General features: G+C 61.1%; 16 protein-coding genes, 3 tRNA genes and 1 pseudogene. 5 read left to right on the top strand and 15 right to left on the bottom strand.

Annotated features, from left to right (window positions below):
- Positions 1 to 155: 155 nt before the first annotated feature.
- Both JF70_RS06650 and JF70_RS06655 read right to left on the bottom strand, forming a co-directional pair.
- Positions 156 to 1,601: a tagaturonate reductase gene (locus JF70_RS06650; protein WP_082069437.1), complete on the bottom strand. Its 1,446-nt coding sequence runs from the start codon at positions 1,599 to 1,601 to the stop codon at positions 156 to 158.
- Positions 1,602 to 1,900: 299 nt separating this feature from the next.
- Positions 1,901 to 3,133 (bottom strand): FAD-binding protein, encoded by a 1,233-nt coding sequence (locus JF70_RS06655; protein WP_045935726.1) that lies wholly within the window; start codon positions 3,131 to 3,133, stop codon positions 1,901 to 1,903.
- Between the two features lie 360 nt (positions 3,134 to 3,493).
- On the opposite strand from JF70_RS06655, the gene JF70_RS06660 reads away from it, so the two are divergent.
- Positions 3,494 to 4,825: an O-acetylhomoserine aminocarboxypropyltransferase/cysteine synthase family protein gene (locus JF70_RS06660; protein WP_045935727.1), complete on the top strand. Its 1,332-nt coding sequence runs from the start codon at positions 3,494 to 3,496 to the stop codon at positions 4,823 to 4,825.
- Between the two features lie 164 nt (positions 4,826 to 4,989).
- On the opposite strand, the gene rpmG is transcribed toward JF70_RS06660, so the two are convergent.
- The 13 genes from rpmG to JF70_RS06720 all read right to left on the bottom strand — a co-directional run bounded on the left by rpmG (position 4,990) and on the right by JF70_RS06720 (position 15,215).
- Positions 4,990 to 5,157: a 50S ribosomal protein L33 gene (gene rpmG / locus JF70_RS08800; RefSeq protein ID WP_015022386.1), complete on the bottom strand. Its 168-nt coding sequence runs from the start codon at positions 5,155 to 5,157 to the stop codon at positions 4,990 to 4,992.
- Positions 5,158 to 5,203: 46 nt separating this feature from the next.
- A tRNA-Met gene (locus JF70_RS06665) sits at positions 5,204 to 5,277 on the bottom strand.
- Between the two features lie 4 nt (positions 5,278 to 5,281).
- A tRNA-Thr gene (locus JF70_RS06670) sits at positions 5,282 to 5,353 on the bottom strand.
- 1 nt (position 5,354) lies between these two features.
- Positions 5,355 to 5,436 (bottom strand) — tRNA-Tyr (locus tag JF70_RS06675).
- 116 nt (positions 5,437 to 5,552) lie between these two features.
- On the bottom strand, positions 5,553 to 6,548 hold the full coding sequence (gene nrdF / locus JF70_RS06680) for a class 1b ribonucleoside-diphosphate reductase subunit beta (protein WP_015022387.1): 996 nt from the start codon (positions 6,546 to 6,548) through the stop codon (positions 5,553 to 5,555).
- 171 nt (positions 6,549 to 6,719) lie between these two features.
- Positions 6,720 to 8,915 (bottom strand): class 1b ribonucleoside-diphosphate reductase subunit alpha, encoded by a 2,196-nt coding sequence (gene nrdE, locus JF70_RS06685; protein ID WP_045935728.1) that lies wholly within the window; start codon positions 8,913 to 8,915, stop codon positions 6,720 to 6,722.
- Between the two features lie 51 nt (positions 8,916 to 8,966).
- Positions 8,967 to 9,464: a class Ib ribonucleoside-diphosphate reductase assembly flavoprotein NrdI gene (nrdI, locus tag JF70_RS06690; RefSeq protein WP_015022389.1), complete on the bottom strand. Its 498-nt coding sequence runs from the start codon at positions 9,462 to 9,464 to the stop codon at positions 8,967 to 8,969.
- Between the two features lie 175 nt (positions 9,465 to 9,639).
- Complete coding sequence (gene nrdF / locus JF70_RS06695; protein ID WP_045925134.1) at positions 9,640 to 10,635, bottom strand: class 1b ribonucleoside-diphosphate reductase subunit beta; 996 nt, start codon at positions 10,633 to 10,635, stop codon at positions 9,640 to 9,642.
- A 65-nt stretch (positions 10,636 to 10,700) separates the two neighbouring features.
- Positions 10,701 to 11,189, bottom strand: a complete 489-nt coding sequence (nrdI, locus tag JF70_RS06700; protein ID WP_045935729.1) for a class Ib ribonucleoside-diphosphate reductase assembly flavoprotein NrdI — start codon at positions 11,187 to 11,189, stop codon at positions 10,701 to 10,703.
- A 178-nt stretch (positions 11,190 to 11,367) separates the two neighbouring features.
- Positions 11,368 to 12,468: a histidinol-phosphate transaminase gene (locus JF70_RS06705; RefSeq protein WP_045935730.1), complete on the bottom strand. Its 1,101-nt coding sequence runs from the start codon at positions 12,466 to 12,468 to the stop codon at positions 11,368 to 11,370.
- 120 nt (positions 12,469 to 12,588) lie between these two features.
- Positions 12,589 to 12,882 (bottom strand): co-chaperone GroES, encoded by a 294-nt coding sequence (groES, locus tag JF70_RS06710; RefSeq protein WP_015022393.1) that lies wholly within the window; start codon positions 12,880 to 12,882, stop codon positions 12,589 to 12,591.
- A 178-nt stretch (positions 12,883 to 13,060) separates the two neighbouring features.
- Positions 13,061 to 14,485 carry a hypothetical protein gene (locus tag JF70_RS06715; protein ID WP_045935731.1) on the bottom strand — a complete coding sequence of 475 codons (1,425 nt, stop codon included), beginning with the start codon at positions 14,483 to 14,485 and terminating at the stop codon, positions 13,061 to 13,063.
- Positions 14,486 to 14,561: 76 nt separating this feature from the next.
- Positions 14,562 to 15,215, bottom strand: coding sequence for a GNAT family N-acetyltransferase (locus JF70_RS06720; protein WP_045935732.1), 654 nt, complete (start codon positions 15,213 to 15,215; stop codon positions 14,562 to 14,564).
- A gap of 80 nt (positions 15,216 to 15,295) precedes the next feature.
- Between JF70_RS06720 and JF70_RS06725 the strand changes: the two genes are divergently transcribed.
- The 4 genes and pseudogenes from JF70_RS06725 (at position 15,296) to JF70_RS06735 (ending at position 17,831) form a co-directional block, all read left to right on the top strand.
- The gene (locus tag JF70_RS06725; RefSeq protein WP_082069439.1) at positions 15,296 to 15,973 is read left to right on the top strand and encodes a 5-formyltetrahydrofolate cyclo-ligase; all 678 of its coding nucleotides are present in this window, start codon (positions 15,296 to 15,298) and stop codon (positions 15,971 to 15,973) included.
- 101 nt (positions 15,974 to 16,074) lie between these two features.
- Positions 16,075 to 16,287 carry an FmdB family zinc ribbon protein gene (locus tag JF70_RS06730; protein WP_045935733.1) on the top strand — a complete coding sequence of 71 codons (213 nt, stop codon included), beginning with the start codon at positions 16,075 to 16,077 and terminating at the stop codon, positions 16,285 to 16,287.
- Positions 16,288 to 16,363: 76 nt separating this feature from the next.
- Positions 16,364 to 16,702 (top strand): annotated as a pseudogene (locus tag JF70_RS09310) (SAF domain-containing protein); the annotation flags it as partial.
- A 718-nt stretch (positions 16,703 to 17,420) separates the two neighbouring features.
- Positions 17,421 to 17,831 (top strand): MscL family protein, encoded by a 411-nt coding sequence (locus JF70_RS06735; protein ID WP_373564684.1) that lies wholly within the window; start codon positions 17,421 to 17,423, stop codon positions 17,829 to 17,831.
- The last annotated feature ends 8 nt before the right edge of the window (positions 17,832 to 17,839 follow it).

A 17,839-nucleotide genomic window follows, 5' to 3' on the forward strand; every position in this document is an offset into this window, starting at 1 on the left:
GTCAATCGCAAACCCGACCTGGCATCAGACACTTATTCAGTGTTCCCGTCAGGACCACGCCCGGTGGGAAGTTTTCAACCTTGGAAAGCCGACATATTGCAAACGCGAGAATCAAATTGCCCCGAAGCGACTGACCACTCGTTTGCACTGTTGGCTCATGCCAATCGGTCAATCAGGGGCTGGACACCCCGGTCGGCCAAATCGTCCAGGTTCTTCTGTACAGCTTCCGTGAGTCCAGCAATCCTGGTCAGGTCACGGCCCCAAATGGCAGCATCAGCAAGAATCCGGTCGACAAAATCATCCTGACCGGCAGCCACGCGAAAGGCATCGACGACCTTTTGATCATCCTGAATCTTCACAACATCACCGGCCTTGCCACCATAAATCCACAACAGGCAGGACAGCGCCAGGACGATCCGCTCCGGAAGCCCACACCCCTGCTCTACGTTGGCCGTAACCAGCGGGAGAAGGCGGGAGATGAATTTGGAGACCGAGTTCAGCCCTATGGAATCCAAGGAATGCTGGACAAAGGGGTTGTCGAACCGCTCACGAACCGCATCAGCGAAGTTCTCCAGCTCCTCCTTGGGCAGGCTCTGGACGGGGATGATCTCCTCCTCCATCTCACGGGTGATGAATGAGCGCATGGTCTTATCGCCCATGACCTGTCCTACAGTCTCGAATCCAGCCAGCCGAGCCACCTGGGCCATGGTGGTATGAGGACCATTGAGCAGATAGACCTTGCGATCACGGTAGGGCTGTACAGCATCGCAGGTCACCAGGTCGATTCCGGCCTTCCGCGCGGGAAGCAGCTCATCAACCTTGCGCTGGGCGGTCTGGTCGCCGGCCACGACCCAGAGCAGGAAGGGCTCGGCCTTGACCATGTTCTGGTCCTCGTAGCCCAGCTTCCCCCAAAGCTCCTGGGCATCTTCGCACGGGTAGCCAGGGACTATCCGATCCACGAGGGTGGATACGAACGTGTTCTCCCGATCAAGCCAGTCGATGAAGTCCTTACCCCATCCGAACCGTTCGGCGACCTTTATCAGGGCACGATACAGGGCCGGACCGTTGTCGGCGATAAGCTCGCAGGGCATAATCAGGAAGCCTGGCATGGACCTGTCGAACCTACGCTTGAGCAGATGAGCCAACTTCGCCGGATACCCCGCTGGTGGCTGGTCCGTGACCTTATCCCCGTCGTTGACGGCAATGCCTGCCTCGGTCGTGTTGGAGACGATGATCTGCGTATCAGGATCATCCGCCAGAGCCAGAAACCCCTCCCAGTCCTGGTAAGGGTTGACTGTCTTGCCGATAGAGTCAATCAGCTCATGGCTGCGGACCGGCTGTCCGTCCTTGAGACCTTCCAAAATGACGGTGTAAAGCTCTTCCTGGTCCTCCAAGACTTGGACTCTGCCGTTTTCTCGGGGTTGGACCACTGCTACGTTCCCCCCAAACACGCCCTTGTTGTTGAGCTGCTGGACTATCCACTCAACAAATCCTCTGAGGAAATTGCCCTCTCCGAACTGGATGATTCTGATGGGCCGTCGAGCTGCCTCTGGATTGGTCAGCCCCAGATGCACGGCCACTGCTTCCTGCAGCCTCTCCACGATGCTTCCTTTCCGTCCGTCTGCCTCCCGCCCGCCGACCGCTATGTCATGGGAACCGCCATGCCATTCCTTCCATGACCAGGACTGATGGATCCGACAGACCTGTCTCAACCCACGACAAGGCGGGTGACCGTCCGATTGTCCTTTGCTGTTTTCAAGCTATGCGATAGAGGGATGGCGGAGGAATATGTTGCCAGCTGTTGCTTGTCCCGGCATTGTTGATGTGTACTTTGTATAAAACAGACCCTCAGATCCTTGCCTCGATCTGAGGGTCGGGAGAAAGGAATCCTCGAGCAGGGCTACCAGGCCAAGTCGATACCCGGGGTGACAGGTTCGGGAATCAGGCGGATGCCGAAGGTGGAATCCACGCCTTTCTGTATGGCACGGGCCAAGACCACCATGTCGTCGGAGCCGGCGCCTCCGCGGTTGGTCAAGGCCAGCGTGTGCACGTCGGACAGGGCTGCAGCCGACCCCTCCTCCAAGGAGAAGCCCTTGTGGAAGCCTGAATGATCAATCAGCCAAGCCGCCGAGGTCTTGACCAATGCCGAGCCCTCGACAGGATAGCGCGGGGCATCAGCCGGCAGGGCATTCGCGGCCTCACGACTGATGATCGGATTGGTGAAGAAACTGCCGCAGCTATGGCGGTCAAGCAGCACCCGCTCGCCCCTGGGGCCATGAAGGTCACCCTGGACTGCCTCCAGAGCCTCTTCCAGGTCGGAGGTCCGACGACATGATCCCATCCAATCGGTCAGGTACCGGTAGGGATCCTCCAGCATCCCCTTGCCTGCCCTGACGGTCAGAACCGCCTGTCGGATCCGCTCCAGGGGAAGTGTTGCCCCGACCTGCACACCCAGGGCCTTGGCAAGCTGGGCCGAATCCACCCGAGCGGCGGACCCATGTCGCAGGACCAAGGTGACCGAAAGGACCACATAGCGGGGCGTGGGAAAGAACCGTGCGTCGGGCACAGCCGGCGCCTGGTACATGGTCTGCTTGAGCAGGGAGGTCCTGTATCCAAAATCCAGATCCGAGGCCCGCAGATAGGCGGTGACCTTGTTCTGGCGGTCCCATACCTCGACCGAGTCGACAAGGCGTCCGACCTCCTGGCCGTAGGCGCCGATGTTCTGGACCACCGAGGCCCCGACAGTCCCTGGGATGCCGGATAGGCCCTCCAGCCCGATCAGGTGCATGCGCACGCAGTAGGAGACCAGGTCATCCCAGTTGGTCCCAGCCGTGGCGTTGATATGGACGACGGGAACTCCGCCCTCAGGCGGGGCCACCTCGTCAGGCACGCTGATGTCCTGACGGGTATCACGTACAACCACGCCGGGAAAGTCCTGGTCAGAGGCAAGCAGGTTGGATCCCCCACCGATCAGGCAGAGGGGCAGCCCCTTGGAATCCGCGCCCTCAACGGCCTCGATCAGCCCGACCCTGTCGTGTGGCTGAACAAAGGCTGCAATGCGTCCTCCCACACCCACAGTGGTGATATCAGCAAATGTCGGAGTCGAGATACTGGAGGTGGCTGCTTCTGGCATGTCTTTCACTGTATCATCGCAGGTGACAGGGCTGGTCCGAAGCCCCTCTTCTCTGCCGGCCCTCGGATCTGCTGTCTTTATCGCTTTCTCGACCCACTGGCTCGATTCGGTGAATTACGGCAGGCACACCATGTGTCCTCAGCCTGCAAACAGCAGACAAAAGCAAAATACAGCCACCCATGGGTGTGTTCTCTTGATTGAACCCCGGTCAGCCGAGATGCATACCGACAAGGACGGCGGAGGATGAATAACCTCTTATAAGGAACGCCTATAGAGGCACCGTTGTCTCGGCATCTGAAAACGGGTTTGATGATCCGTGAAGCACGCGAGCATCTAGGCCACATTCAGAGGAGCGGGCTCATGAGCAAAGGATTCGCAACAAGAGCCGTCCATGACGGCTATGACTGTCAAAGCCAGGGTGGGGGCGCAGCCAGCGTCCCCATCTACCAGTCAGCCGCCTTTGACATGGTCACCGCCGACCGGGGAGATGCCCTGGCCGCCGGCGAAATTCAAGGATTCTCATACTCCCGCCTGGCCAACCCCACGGTCAAGGTCCTGGAGGACCGCCTGGCCAGTCTGGAGGGGGGCAAGGGGGCTGTAGCCATGGCCTCGGGGATGGCCGCCGTCTCGTCCGCCCTCATGTGCGCAGCCGAAGGTGGCGGGAGGCTGATTGCCCCTGTCAATCTTTATGGAACCTCGGTGGACGCCATGAAGACCTTCTTCCCCAGCTTCGGCATCGAAACGGATTTTGTGGACGACATCAACGATCTTGACGCGGTGGAATCCCTGATCCAGGACAGCACCAGGGCCATCTTCGCCGAATCCGTGGCCAATCCGTCCACAGCCATAGCCGACATCCCTGGCCTGGCCGAACTGGCCCACCGGCATGGACTGGCCCTGATCATCGACAATACGGTGCCCACGCCATACCTGCTCAACCCGATCGACTTCGGCGCCGACATCGTCGTGCATTCGACCACCAAGGGGATCAGCGGCCATGGCAATGCCCTGGGCGGGGCCATCGTGGACGCGGGACGGTTCGACTGGGGCAACGGCCGCTTCCCGCAGATGAGCCAGCCCGAACTGATCATCAGCGACGAGCGGCACGGGTCCATGGTCAGCTTTCTGGATGCCTTCGGCAGGATGGCCTTCCTGCACAGGGTCCATACCAAGTACCTGCACACCTTCGGGGCGGTCATGAGCCCCTTCACCGCCTACCTGCAGCTGACCGGACTTGAGACTCTGGCCCAGCGGATCGCCACCGAGGTGAAGACGGCAGAAGCCCTGGCCCGCCACCTGCTGACCGTTCCCCAGGTGGAGCAGGTCAACTATTCAGGCATTCCCGAGTGCCGGCACCAGGGCGATGGCGACCAGCAGGACCGCCTGGCCTCGACCCTGCTGCCCAAGGGTGTCGGCACCATCCTCTCCTTCAAGGTCCAGGAAGGCTACGGGCAGGTCAAGCGCATCGTGGACTCGGTGCGTCTCATGAGCTACATGCCCAACATCGGCGACTGCCGCACCCTGATTGTGGACCCGGCCAGGATCACCCACAGGGAGGTTCCAGGCCCCTACCGCCTCAGCGCCGGTGTGGGCGACGATCTGATTCGAATCTCCGTGGGCCTGGAGAACCCGGGCGACCTGATCGACGACCTGGATCAAGCCTTTGCAGCCGCCTACCAGAGCAATCTCTAGAGACTGCGCCCCTCCCCTACAGCACAAAACCTATTCCGCCCCAACGCTATCCCCAGGTAGCGCGGGGCAGGCATATGCACGGATTTACATACAGAAGAACCGTTGTACAAAAAAGAACCCGACCGAATGGTCGGGTTCCGATGAAGCCAAAAGACGGGAAGAACTCAGCGGGTCTCCCGATGCAGGGTATGCTTGCCGCAACGGGGGCAGAACTTCTTGAGCTCCAGACGGTCAGGAGTGTTACGACGGTTCTTGGTCGTAATGTAATTACGCTCCTTGCACACGGTGCACGCCAGCGTAATGCCAGGACGGATATCTGCGGCTTTTGCCATGGTTCACCTCTATAGTCGTTGCACGACCGACGTATGTCGGCCACAGTAGCGAGGAAGAGACTCGAACTCTTGACCTTACGATTATGAGTCGTACGCTCTAGCCAGCTGAGCTACCCCGCCAGAGAGCCTCGGGTGAGAATCGGACTCACGACCTCTTCCTTACCAAGGAAGTGCTCTGCCACTGAGCTACCGAGGCGTGGCGGATAGAGGATTCGAACCTCTGAAGCATTACGCGGCTGATTTACAGTCAGCTCCCTTTGACCGCTTGGGAAATCCGCCATGCCGCACTAGAACCGGAGCTCCGTACGGCAACTTGCCTATAATGACATGTTTTTCCATTTTCCGCAAGTCCCGCTCCAACGTCGTGTCTTCCGTGTCAGAGCGGGACAGACAGGTCAGAAATCCCAGTCGTCGTCGTCCGTCTCCACAGCCTTGCCCATGACATAGGAGGAGCCCGAGCCGGAGAAGAAGTCGTGATTTTCGTCGGCATTGGGGCTCAGCGAGGCGATGATGGCGGGATTCACGTCGGTGCTGTCCGATGGGAAGAGGGCGGGATAGCCCAGGTTCATCAGGGCCTTGTTGCCGTTGTAGCGCAGGAACTTGGTGACGTCCTCCACCAGGCCCACCCCGGAGTACAGGCTCTCGGTATATTCCACCTCGTTGTCGTACAGGTCGCCCAGGAGCTCATAGGTATAGTCGCTCATGGCCTGACGCTCGGAGTCGGAGACCTTGGCCAGCCCCTTCTGGTACTTGTAGCCGATGTAGTAGCCGTGCACGGCCTCGTCCCGGATGATCAGACGGATCAGGTCGGCCGTGTTGGTCAGCTTGGCATGGCTGGAGAAGTACATGGGCAGGTAGAAGCCCGAGTAGAAGAGGAAGGACTCCAAGAGGGTGGAGGCCACCTTGCGCTTCAGTGGGTTGTCGCCCTCGTAGTAGTCCAGGACGATCTGGGCCTTGCGCTGGAGGAACTCGTTATGTTCGCTCCACTCAAAGGCGGCGTCAATCTGCGGCGTGGAGGCCAGGGTGGAGAAGATGGAGGAGTAGGACTTGGCATGGACCGACTCCATGAAGGCGATGTTGGTGTAGACCGCCTCCTCATGGGGGGTCAGCGCGTCCGGGATCAGGCTGACGGCGCCCACGGTCCCCTGGATGGTGTCCAGAAGGGTCAGACCGGTGAAGACACGCATGGTCAGGGTGTGCTCCTCCTCGCTCATGGCCTGCCAGGAGGGCAGATCATTGCTGACGGGAACCTTCTCGGGCAGCCAGAAGTTGCCGGTCAGACGGTCCCAGACCTCCAGGTCCTTCTCGTCCTCCAGACGGTTCCAGTTGATGGCGGAGACCCGGTCGATCAGCTTCAGTGGCTGCCGGGGTATGGAAATGGGTGGGACCATGGTTGATTGCTCCTTGTTGGATGGGTGTTCGACGGTGCGACCCGGATCATGACAGGACCGCCAGTCTACCGCATGGATGGACCCGACCTGTGTATGCGGGATACCAAAGGGCCGGCGCCGCCCTCAAAGACGGCACCGGCCATCGATTGCACATGCCTGAGGACAGGTGCCTTAGAGCATGCAGCTGACGCAGCCCTCGACCTCGGTGCCCTCCAGCGCCTGCTGGCGGATCCTGATGTAGTAGAGGGTCTTGATCCCCTTGCGCCAGGCGTAGATCTGAGCCTTGTTCAGGTCGCGTGTGGTGGCCGTGTCGGGGAAGAAGAGGGTCAGCGAGAGCCCCTGATCCACATGCTGGGTGGCCTCGGCGTAGGTGTCCACGATCTTCTTCCAGCCGATCTCGTAGGCATCCTCGAAGTAGTCCAGGTTCTCGTTGGTCATGTAGGGGGCCGGGTAGTAGACGCGCCCGATCTTGCCCTCCTTGCGGATCTCGATCTTGGATGCGATCGGATGGATGGAGCTGGTGGAGTGGTTGATGTAGGAGATGGACCCGGTCGGGGGGACGGCCTGGAGGTTCTGGTTGTAGATGCCGTCCTTGAGGATGGCCGCCTGGAGTTCCTTCCAGTCCTCCACGGTGGGGATGTGGACCTGATACTGGTCGAAGAGGTCCTTGATCCGCTGGGTCCTGGGCTCCAGGGAACGGCTGCCCTCGGTGTACTTGTCGAAGTAGTTCCCCTGCCCTGCCGGCTTGGCGTAGTCGGACTTGGCGAAGGAGGCGAAGGCCTTCCCCCGCTCCACGGCCAGGGCATGGGAGGCCCTGTAGGCGTGGTAGGCCACGGTCATGAAGTACATGTCCGTGAAGTCCAGCCCCTCCTCGGACCCATAGTGGATGCCCTCGCGGGCCAGGAAGCCATGGAGGTTCATCTGGCCCAGACCGATGGCATGGCCCTCGTCGTTGCCCCGCTTGATTGAGGGGACGGCCTCGATGTTGGTGTGGTCGGAGACGGAGGTCAGGGCCCGCACCGAGGTCTCGACCGTGTCGGCCAGGCCGCCGTCCATGGCCTTGGCGATGTTCAGGGACCCCAGGTTGCATGAGATGTCGCGGCCGATATGCTCGTAGTTCAGGTTCTCGGAGTAGGTGCTGGGCTCCTGGACCTGCAGGATCTCCGAGCAGAGGTTGGACATGGTGATCCGGCCGTCGATGGGATTGGCCTTGTTGACCGTATCCTCGAAGAGGATGTAGGGGTAGCCGGACTCGAACTGGATCTCGGCCAGGGTCATGAAGAAGTCACGGGCATCGATGTACTTCTTGTGGATTCGCTTGTCCTTGACCATCTCCTCATAGTGCTCGGTGATGGAGATGTCGGCGAAGGGCTTGCCGTAGACCCGCTCCACGTCGTAGGGCGAGAAGAGGGCCATGGGCTCCTTGCGCTTGGCCAGCTCGAAGGTGATGTCGGGGATGACCACGCCCAGGGCCAGGGACTTGATGCGGATCTTCTCGTCCGCGTTCTCCCGCTTGGTGTCCAGGAAGCGCATGATATCGGGGTGGTGGGCCGACAGGTAGACGGCGCCGGCACCCTGGCGGGCACCCAGCTGGTTGGCGTAGGAGAAGGAATCCTCCAGGAGCTTCATGACCGGGACCACGCCGCTGGACTGGTTCTCGATGTGCTTGATGGGTGCGCCCATCTCGCGCAGGTTGCTGAGCAGCAGGGCCACGCCGCCGCCCCTCTTGGACAGCTGCAGGGCGGCGTTGACGCCGCGGGAGATGGACTCCATGTTGTCCTCGATGCGCACCAGGAAGCAGGAGACCGGCTCGCCGCGCTGGGCCTTGCCCAGGTTCAGGAAGGTCGGGGTGGCGGGCTGGAAGCGGCCGGAGATGATCTCATCCGTGTACTTCATGGCTGCCTGCTCATCCCCGTCGGCCAGCTCCAGGGCCACGGCCACGCAGCGCTGGGGGAAGTCCTCCAGGTAGCGCTTGCCATCGAAGGTCTTCAGCGCGTAGGAGGTGTAGAACTTGAAGGCGCCCAGGAAGGTCTCGAATTCGAAGCCGCTCTCGGCCGCATGCCTGTAGATCCTGTCCAGGAACTCAGGGGTGTAGCGATCGAAGACCTTCCGGTCGTAGTACTCGTGATCCAGGAGGTAGGCGATCCGCTCGGCCGTGGAGGGGAAGGTCATGGTGTTGGGCCCCACGTGCCGGTCCATGTATTGGCGCTCGGCCTCGTGGTCCTTGTCGAACTGGATCCTGCCGTCCTTGTCATACAGGTTCAGCATGGCATTCAGAGCATGGTAGTCGTGAGCCGGATCGAAGGTCTCCTCATCCTCGGATGCGGTCCTGTCCAGGGCCAGGGACGTGTCCTCGTTTGCTCCCATCGGGTGTCCTTTCATGAATATGGCAGTGATGATACGTGTAATGAAATCGGCTCAGGACTCGGGGTGGTTGCGGAAGAAATCCACAACCCCGCGGCGGACCTTCTCCTGGTCCTCCTTGGTGCCCATGAGCTCGAAATAGTAGAGGAAGGGCACATTGCACTTGCGGGAGATGATGTCCCCCGCCATGCAGAAGGCCTCCCCGAAGTTGGTGTTGCCCGAGGCGATGACCCCGCGGATGCCGGCCCGGTTGGCCGGGTCGTTCAGAAAACGCTTGATCTGCGGCATGACCGCCTTCTTGGCCGATCCTCCCCCATATGTGGGGACGATCAGGATGTAGGGCTGCCGAATGTTGAGCGGCGGATCCTTGGGCCTCAGAGGGATGCGGAAGACGTCAATCCCCTCGTCGTCCAAATGGCAGTTGGCGATGAACCGGGCGGTGTTGCGCGAGGCCGAAGAGAAGTAGACCACGGCCCCCAGGCGCTGGCCCTGGGCGGCGAACTCGGGAGCGCTGAGCTCCGAATCTGTCCCGGCGGTCTGCTGTTGCTCCATGCTTCCTCCTGATCAGGCCATCCAGAGCCTGTCTTGACGGTGATGCCCGCCCTGAGGACGGACCGATCAGAACCCGCCCAGCGCGAGCCTGAACTACTATATGTGCTATCGATATCAAAAACGGTGAGCATATATAGGGTTTTCTGTGCCCAATATCACACCGGTTCCAACTGGCCTAGAAGTCCCAGTCGTCATCGTCCGTGGACTCGGAGTGCCCCATGACGTAGGAGGAGCCCGAACCCGAGAAGAAATCATGGTTCTCGTTGGCCGATGGCGACAGGGCCGCCAGGATCTCCGAGCTGACATCGGTCTGGTCGGCTGCGAACCTGGCCGGGTAGCCCAGGTTCATCAGCGCCTTGTTGGCATTGTAGCGAACGAAGGCGAAGACGTCCTCGACGAAGGGGAAGCCCTCATAGATCTGCCCGGAGTAGACCATCTCCAGATCGTAGAGCTTGTCCAGCAAATCATTGGTGAACTTCTCCAGCATGGCCTGGTCGGCCTGGGTCCTCTCCTCCAGACCCCGCTGATACTTGTAGCCCGAGTAATAGCCGTGGATGGCCTTGTCGCGCAGGATCAGCCGGATCATGTCGGCCGTGTTCATCAGCTTGGCATGGCTGGAGAAGTAGAGGGGCAGGTAGAAGCCGGCATAGAGCATGAGGGAGGAGAGCATGGTGGAGGCCACCTTGCGCTTCAGGGGATCCTCGCTGACATACTCGTGCAGGACCGTGTGGACGCGCTCCTGGAGGACGTCGTTGGCCACGGCCCAGCGGTAGGCCTTGTCGATCTCCTCGCTGGAGCAGAGGGTGGAGAAGACCGAGGAGTAGGAGCGGGCGTGGACCGACTGCATGAAGGCGATATTGGTATAGATGGCCTGCTCCTGCTCGGTCCGGGCGTGATCGATCTGTACCAGCTCGCCGATGGTGGCCTGGGTGGTGTCCAGCATGGTCAGTCCGGTGAAGACGCGGACCGTGGTCTGGCGCTCGTGATCGGTCAGGGTGTTCCAGGAGGGTATGTCATTGGACAGGGGCACCTTCTCGGGCAGCCAGAAGTTGGAGACCAGGCGGTTCCAAACTTCCAGATCCTTCTCGTCGGTGATCTTGTTCCAGTTGACCGGGCGAATCCTGGCCTCAGGGGTGACCCGGTACTGGGGCGGGGTGATGGATTGGCGCATCATCTCGTCGTCGGCATAGACGCCGGCCTCTGACTTGGCGCTCTCTTTGGTGCTTTCCTGCTGGCTCATGACAAAACCGCCTTTCGTGAATCAGTCGACTGCTGCTGGAGCTGCACTCCCATTCCGGCCAGGATGGCCCTGACCGCTTGAACATCCTCCGAGGTGCCCAGCAGCTCGAAGCGATAGAGCTCAGGGACGCCGCACCGGCGGGCTATCAACGGGCCGGCTGCGCAATAGGCGCTGCCGAAGTTTCGGTTGCCCGAGGTGATGACCCCGCGAATCAGCCCGCGGTTGACCGGATTGTTCAGGAAGTGGATGACCTGCTTGGGCACGGCTCCCTTGGCTGACCCGCCGCCATAGGTGGGCACCAGCAGAAGGTAGGGCGTATCCATAACGGGCATGGGCTGGCGCCGCTCATACAGGGGGATGCGGATGGGCCCCTCCACGCCCAGCCGCTGTACAAAGCGGTGGGTGTTGTTGGAGACGCTGGAGAAATACACCAGCCTGGAGGCGCCATCGGGAGGATCGTGCCGATCCACATCTGCTGAGGACATAGTGACTGCTGCTCCTTGATAAACACTATATATTGGATAAAATTGTCCAGCCAACCACAATATATAGGTTTATCCAGGGCGACACAAGTTCACAGGAGCAAAACCACCCCCGCTGTGAGATTCCATACAAGAACGGAGACGGCCATCATTTACATTTACGCTGGCGCCCTTACGACCTTTAGTCAGGAATCGGGTCCTGCGGCAAACCCTGTCGACGCAGGTCGGCGCAAACCTCCAGGACCCGGTCGTTGGCCTCCCGCTCCCCCACAGTGATGCGGATGCCCTCGCCGGGGAAGGTTCTGACCGACAGGCCGGCATCGCGGAAACGCTGATCAGCCTGCGACGCGGCCTGGCCCAGAGGCAGCCAGTAGTAGTTGGCCCGAGGTTCAGGAATCTTCCACCCCTGCCCCTTCAAACCAGCCAGGATTCTGGCCCGTTCCTGCTTGAGTGCCTGGACCCGTTCGGCCAGGCGGTCCTGTGCGTCCAGGCTGGCCATTGCCGCCGTCTGGGCCACATCGGTGACGCCGAAGGGCAGGGCCACCTTGTTCATGCCGGCGATGATCGGCTCGGCAGCCACGGCGTATCCGATCCGCAGACCCGCCAGTCCGTAGGCCTTGGAGAAGGTCCGGGCCACTATCACATTGGGATGCTCGCGCATGAGCGACAATCCGTCGGCTCGATCAGGGTCGTCGTTGAACTGTATGTAGGCCTCGTCGAAGAGCACCGGCAGGTCCGCAGGCAGGGCTTGCAGCAGCCGTTCGGCCTGGCTGCGATCGACATTGGTCGCAGTCGGGTTGTTGGGGTTGTTGACAATGACCAATCTGGTGTGGTCATTGACCGCAGCGATCATGGACTCGATGTCATGCCGCCCCTGCTTATCCAGAGGCACGGGCACCCCAGTGGCGCCAGCCATGGTGACGATGATGGGATAGGCCTCGAAACTGCGCCAGGGATAGACCACCTGATCGCCCTGACCGGCCACCAGGTCAACCAGCTGGGTGATGACCTCAGTGGATCCACATCCCAGCTGAATGCATGCCGGGTCCACCCCGTGCAGCCGGGCCAGCCGCTCCACCAGACGGGTGCCGCGCATGTCCGGATAGCGGTTCAGATGGCCCAGGGCCTGCTCGGAGACGGTCTGAAGCACGCCGGGCAGGGGCGGGTAGGGGTTCTCGTTGCTGGAGATCTTGTAACTGTTCAATCCGGGAACGGCTGGTGCAGGGCTGCCCTGCCGGTATCCGGGAAGGGCATCGATGCTGGCGCGATGACGATAATACATGGGCACCATGCTAGCGGCCCCCAAATGTCCCTGCGGTGTCTGTTCCGCTGCACGGCCCTCCCGGGATGCAAATGGCCCCTGGTCCTTCCGCAGGACCAGGGGCCACTATCTCCCGCCTCTTTACTTGAGGATGGCCAGAACGTCGCGCGCGGACACAATCAGGTAGTCCTCGCCGCCGTAGTTGACCTCGGTGCCGCCGTACTTGGAGTACAGAACCTTGTCGCCAACCTTGACATCCATGGGGATGCGCTCGCCCTTGTCGTCACGACGGCCGGGGCCTGCCGCCAGCACCTCGCCCTGCTGGGGCTTCTCCTTGGCGGTATCGGGGATGACCAGCCCGGAAGCGGTCTTGGTCTCCGCCTCAGCCTGCTTGATGACGATCTTGTCTTCCAACGGTGTGAGTGAAATCGACACTGTGGACCTCCTACATCTTGTGAGAACAGCCAATGAACCCACGCCGGAACGTCGATGAGAGGCTGACGAACACTCACCACGCATTCCTTTGCGCTACAAGTTATAGTAGCGCGAAATTAGCACTCTGCCAACTTGAGTGCTAACGCTGGTGGTGAAAGAAAGGTCGCCGACTGGTCGCTCAGGACTTGGCTGCCGGACGACGCCGGGCCAATATGGCCTCCACGCCGATGGACAGGGAGTCCTCGCTGCGATCGGGCACCTCGACCTGGGCCTGCATCTCCCGCTTGTGAAAGTCGTCGGGCCGACCATCGGCCTTTTTCTTTTCGGGGGGACGGGCCACGGAAACCTGACGAGTGGACTTGATCTCCAGGCTTTGGGGACCTTCGTCTTCGCTGCTCTTGCCATCCTTGCCTGATCCCTCGCCACGGGCTGATCCCAGGGAGAAGGAGATCAGATCCTGGCCCGCCGCCATGCCGAAGGCGTCCAAGGCCGGAGAAGGACTGATGCGCTCGAGCTCATTGGTGGCATCGTCCTGGGCCTTCGCCAAGGACGATGAAGCTGGGCGCTCTTTGCCAGCAGACGCAGAGACCGATCCGGGCTGGTCTGAATGGGCAGCGGTGGATTGGGCAGGTACGGACTCCGGCGCAGTCGGCCGGGCTGCAGACTTGGAGGCAGCAGACTTGTTCACTGACGATTTAGGCGGAGCAGTTTTAGAAGCAGTCTTTTGAGCCTTTGAAGATTTGGTGGTTGCCGGTTTGGAAGCCGTCGGCCCAGAAGCCGTTTGTTTGGCTGGGGTCCGTTCAGAGGCCTTCTTGGCGACGGACGGACCATTCGACGCATGTCCGGTCTGCACAGCGGTCTTCTTCGTCGACTGGACGGACCCGGCCGAACCCTTGGCCTTGCTGCTGTTGACCGTCGACTTCGCAGGCTTGGCCGAATTGTGCCGCCTGGCCTTGAGGGCTGCCTGCTGATCAGCCTTGGCCTGGGCCAGCGTTCGACGAATCTCACCCTGGTCAAGCACATCCGTGGCAGTGTCCGTGCGGCCCTCATTCTTGGTCTGCCCAGGCCTGCCGGAGGTCCTGCTCTTGGTCAGACTGGCCGCCTGCTGACGACGCTGCCGGGCACGCCGCTGGGCCAAATTGCGCTCCCAGGCCCGAGCCTGGGCTGAAGCATGCGCGCCTGCCGCCAACACCACCATCACCAAGGCCAGAGGAATCAAAGTGAACCATGGGCTGTAGCCCAAGGGGAAAGAGAGCCCAGCCACCAGCAGGGTGACGACCAAGAGGACAAGGACCAGGATGCGACGACGGCGTATGGCCGCGCGGCGCAACTGTCTGATCTGCTTGATGCGCTGGGCCTGACTGCGCCGGTTGCCATCCTGCTGCCCTTGCTGCATGACCAACCCTTTCACCGTCCTCGACTGCCTGTCGCAGAACCTCATGCCGTCTTCCCGCCCCACCATGTGCAGGGAGGTGGAAAGCCTGTCCTGGCGATGCTCCGAGGCCCGCTTCATGCCCTTGACGGTGCGAAACGGCAGCCAACCCAGCACCAGAATCACTGCAATCACCAAAACCACGATGCTGCTGAGTGATTCATAAACCATAGGTACTACGTTAGTTGACGGTATGCCCCAAGCGGCAAGTCAAACCCAGCGTGTCGACCATGTCCGCCCAAGGGGCTCATAGACGAGCCAGCAGATCGGGATCGAATCGGTCGCTGATCCAGGCGAAGGTCAGGTGGTCCCGCCACTGTCCGTTTACATACATGTAGCTATGGCGCAGCCCCTCCGGCTCCATGCCCAGCTTTTGGACTACACGCAGGGAGCGCTGGTTTTCAGGCAGAATCGCAACCTCCAGACGGTGTAGATGAGGCCCCTTCCTGTCCCTGAAGGCCCAATTCGCCAACATGGCCAAGGCCAGCGGCGCGAATCCGTGACCAATCCAATCCTGATCCACCCAGTAGCCCGCTACCGCCGTGCACATGGACCCGTATCGGATGGCACCCAGGGAAATCTGCCCGACAATGCTCTGATGAAACTCCATGAGGAAGACCGCTGAAGTGCCCTCCTGCCGGGAACGCTCCAACTCCTGCATCCACTGGGCATAGGTCATGCCGGGTCCGTGGCGGGGATCCCCTGATTCCCATGGGGCCAGCCAATCACGATTCCTCCACCGGACCGCATTCCAGGCTGCCTGGTCACCCTCGCGGATGGGCCTCAGCAGGAAGTCCCCGTGGCCTGGAGGCGGAGTCAGACGATCAGGCAGATCCAGGGCATGGTACGACCGGGCTCGGGAACCCTGCCAGACCTGGCGGAAGGTATGCAGAACCGACATGACTCCATATTCCCACCGAACGGCAGCCGAGGCGGGCATGCGTCCACCCGGGGAGAACTCCTGCTGGTAGAACTGAGGACATGGACGAGCAGGAACGCATCAATGCGGAAAAGCAGGATCGGCGCGGCCGGCTGCTTGAAGCCAGACGGCGCATCGACCCGGCTCAATGCCTGGACGCAGGCCGCAGGCTCGCCGATCTGCTGGCCGGCCAGGTGCTTGCCAAGCTCGGGCACTCACGAGGCGACCAGAGCCTGACCGTGGCTGCCTTTTCCTCCATTCGGGGGGAGATAGCCATGGACCCCAGCCTGGACCTTCTGGTGGGCCGGGGCTATCAGGTGCTCATCCCCATGCTGGGCACGGGCATCCAAGTAGGTTGGGGACGCCTGCAATCAGAGCAGGATCTGGAGGACATGAAGCGGATTCCCGGCTGGCGGCCGGATGAACCCGATATGCCGGCCCTGCCACCGCAGGCCTTGAATCAGGCCGATCTGATCCTGGTGCCCGCACTGGCCATCGACCACGCCGGCATTCGTCTGGGTCGGGGCGGCGGCTGGTATGACCGGGCTCTGGCCCTGCGGGCAGAACAGACTTCAGTGGTGGGCATCTGCTGGCCTGGCGAATTCGTGGAAGACCCTCTGCCCCATCTGGACCACGATCTTCCTGTGGATGCCGTCCTGACGCCCGAAGGTTTCACGCCCACAGCCGCAGGTCAGTCACGAAGGCCCGGAGCGGACCATAATGGTGATGAACAAGACTGACGAGAGGCCCGGTGCCGATTCTTCTGGTCGAAGCCACCACTAGGATATTGGGTGTTGAACCAATCGTCGCGCGAACCGACCATCAGCGGAGGGAAAGAACGGTGCCCACCTATCATTATCGTTGCAAGAACTGCGGATACGACTTTACCAGGGAGCAGTCTTTCAACGACGAGCCCATCACCATCTGCCCCAAGTGCGGGCAGCAGCAGGTCCGCAAGGTCTTCTCCGCAGTGCCCATCGAGTTCAAGGGCCATGGTTTCTACCGGACCGACGGAGCCTCATCCTCCTCTTCAAGCTCCACAAGCAGCAAGTAAGTAGACCGGAAGGCACATTCGACCACATCGGCCATGCAGACCCATATGCCTGCCAAAATCCTGGCAGGCTGGGGGCATGGTCGATTTTTCCATCTTCAGCAATAAAGACAAGCCTTCAGCCGCCGCCGGATCCCTGACCCGCAGACGGCGGCTATTTAAGCTGCGACGTGCGGGAGCCGCCCTGGCATTGGGGCTGGTGGTCTTCTGCACCCTGCAGATCCTGGTCCAAGCCCAGGGTCGCCTGTCTATATTGGTCGCCGCGCGGCCCATTGCACGCGGATCAGCCATCGAGCCTGGCATGGTTGAAACGCGGATCCTGCATGGCAGGGAACGGCTGCCCGGCCTGATAGCCTCATTTGGGCAAGTACGTGGACGGCGGCTGATGATCAGCCTCCACACAGGGCAACCGCTGACCACGGCCATGATCAGCAGCAGACCGGCACAGCCACCCGGAACCACCCCGGTGACCGTACGTCTGGCTGACGATCCAGCAGACCTGCAGGCCGGCGACAAGGTGAATTTGCTGGCCTCTGGAGACTGCCCAGCCGGTGCCGGCCCGCATCCTGTCCAGCCAAGTTCCCTGCCACCCACCTCCGCGAGAGACCAGCCTGGCGCTGACAGAAAACCAGAGTTTCCTCACATCCTGCAGGTCAGCGGCCTGCAAACGTCAGCTCCCGGTCAGACCTCAGACGGCGGACAATGCATGATAGCCGAGCAGGCACTGGCGCTACAACCGGCACAGACCATAGCCAAAGATCGATCCGATCTGGAAGGACGGGAGGGCAACCAGGTCCGGCAAGCGTCCCAGGCGGTCTTCGCCCTTGATGCCAGTCAGGCTCTGCTCTTGCTATCGCTGGATCCATCTACACCTGTCATTGCCATCCGCCCCGACAGAACTTCTGCACCGACACCCTCCATTCATGTCGGAAAACCGAAACCATCCTGGGCCCGCGATAATGGAGGAAGAAGCAGACGTGGGCGCTCCATGTCTCTTATCAGCTACGGAAGGATGCAGGATGGCCTCGATCAATCAGGTGGCGGCCAAGGATACCGCCGAAGCAGTCCACAAAATCTCACAAATCAGCAACAAGGGTGTGCTGGGCGAATTCAAGCAGTTCATCTCGCGTGGATCCATGGTGGATATGGCCGTGGGCGTGGTCATGGGCTCGGCGGTGACCAGCGTGGTCAACGCCATCGTCAACAATCTGATCAGCCCACTGATCGCCATGATCTTCGGCAAACCGGACCTGTCGGGACTCCTGACCATCAGCTACCGGAACGCCACCATCTCCTTCGGTGCCATTCTGACGGCTCTGCTCAACTTCCTCTTGATCGCCATCGCCGTCTACTTCTGCATCATCATGCCCATCAACAAGCTGCGGCAGCTGAGCCGGGCGGCCTCGGGCATCAAGGACCAGCCCAACGCTCCCAGCCCCCAGGACCAGAGCCTGCAGCTGCTACGGCAGATTGCCGACGACATCCATCAGTCAACGAGCGCAGACAGCCAACAGGCTGGGACCGGACTGCCCAAGGGCCAGGACTAGGACCGACA

This window comes from Bifidobacterium mellis, assembly GCF_000967265.1.
Classification (GTDB): domain Bacteria; phylum Actinomycetota; class Actinomycetes; order Actinomycetales; family Bifidobacteriaceae; genus Bombiscardovia; species Bombiscardovia mellis.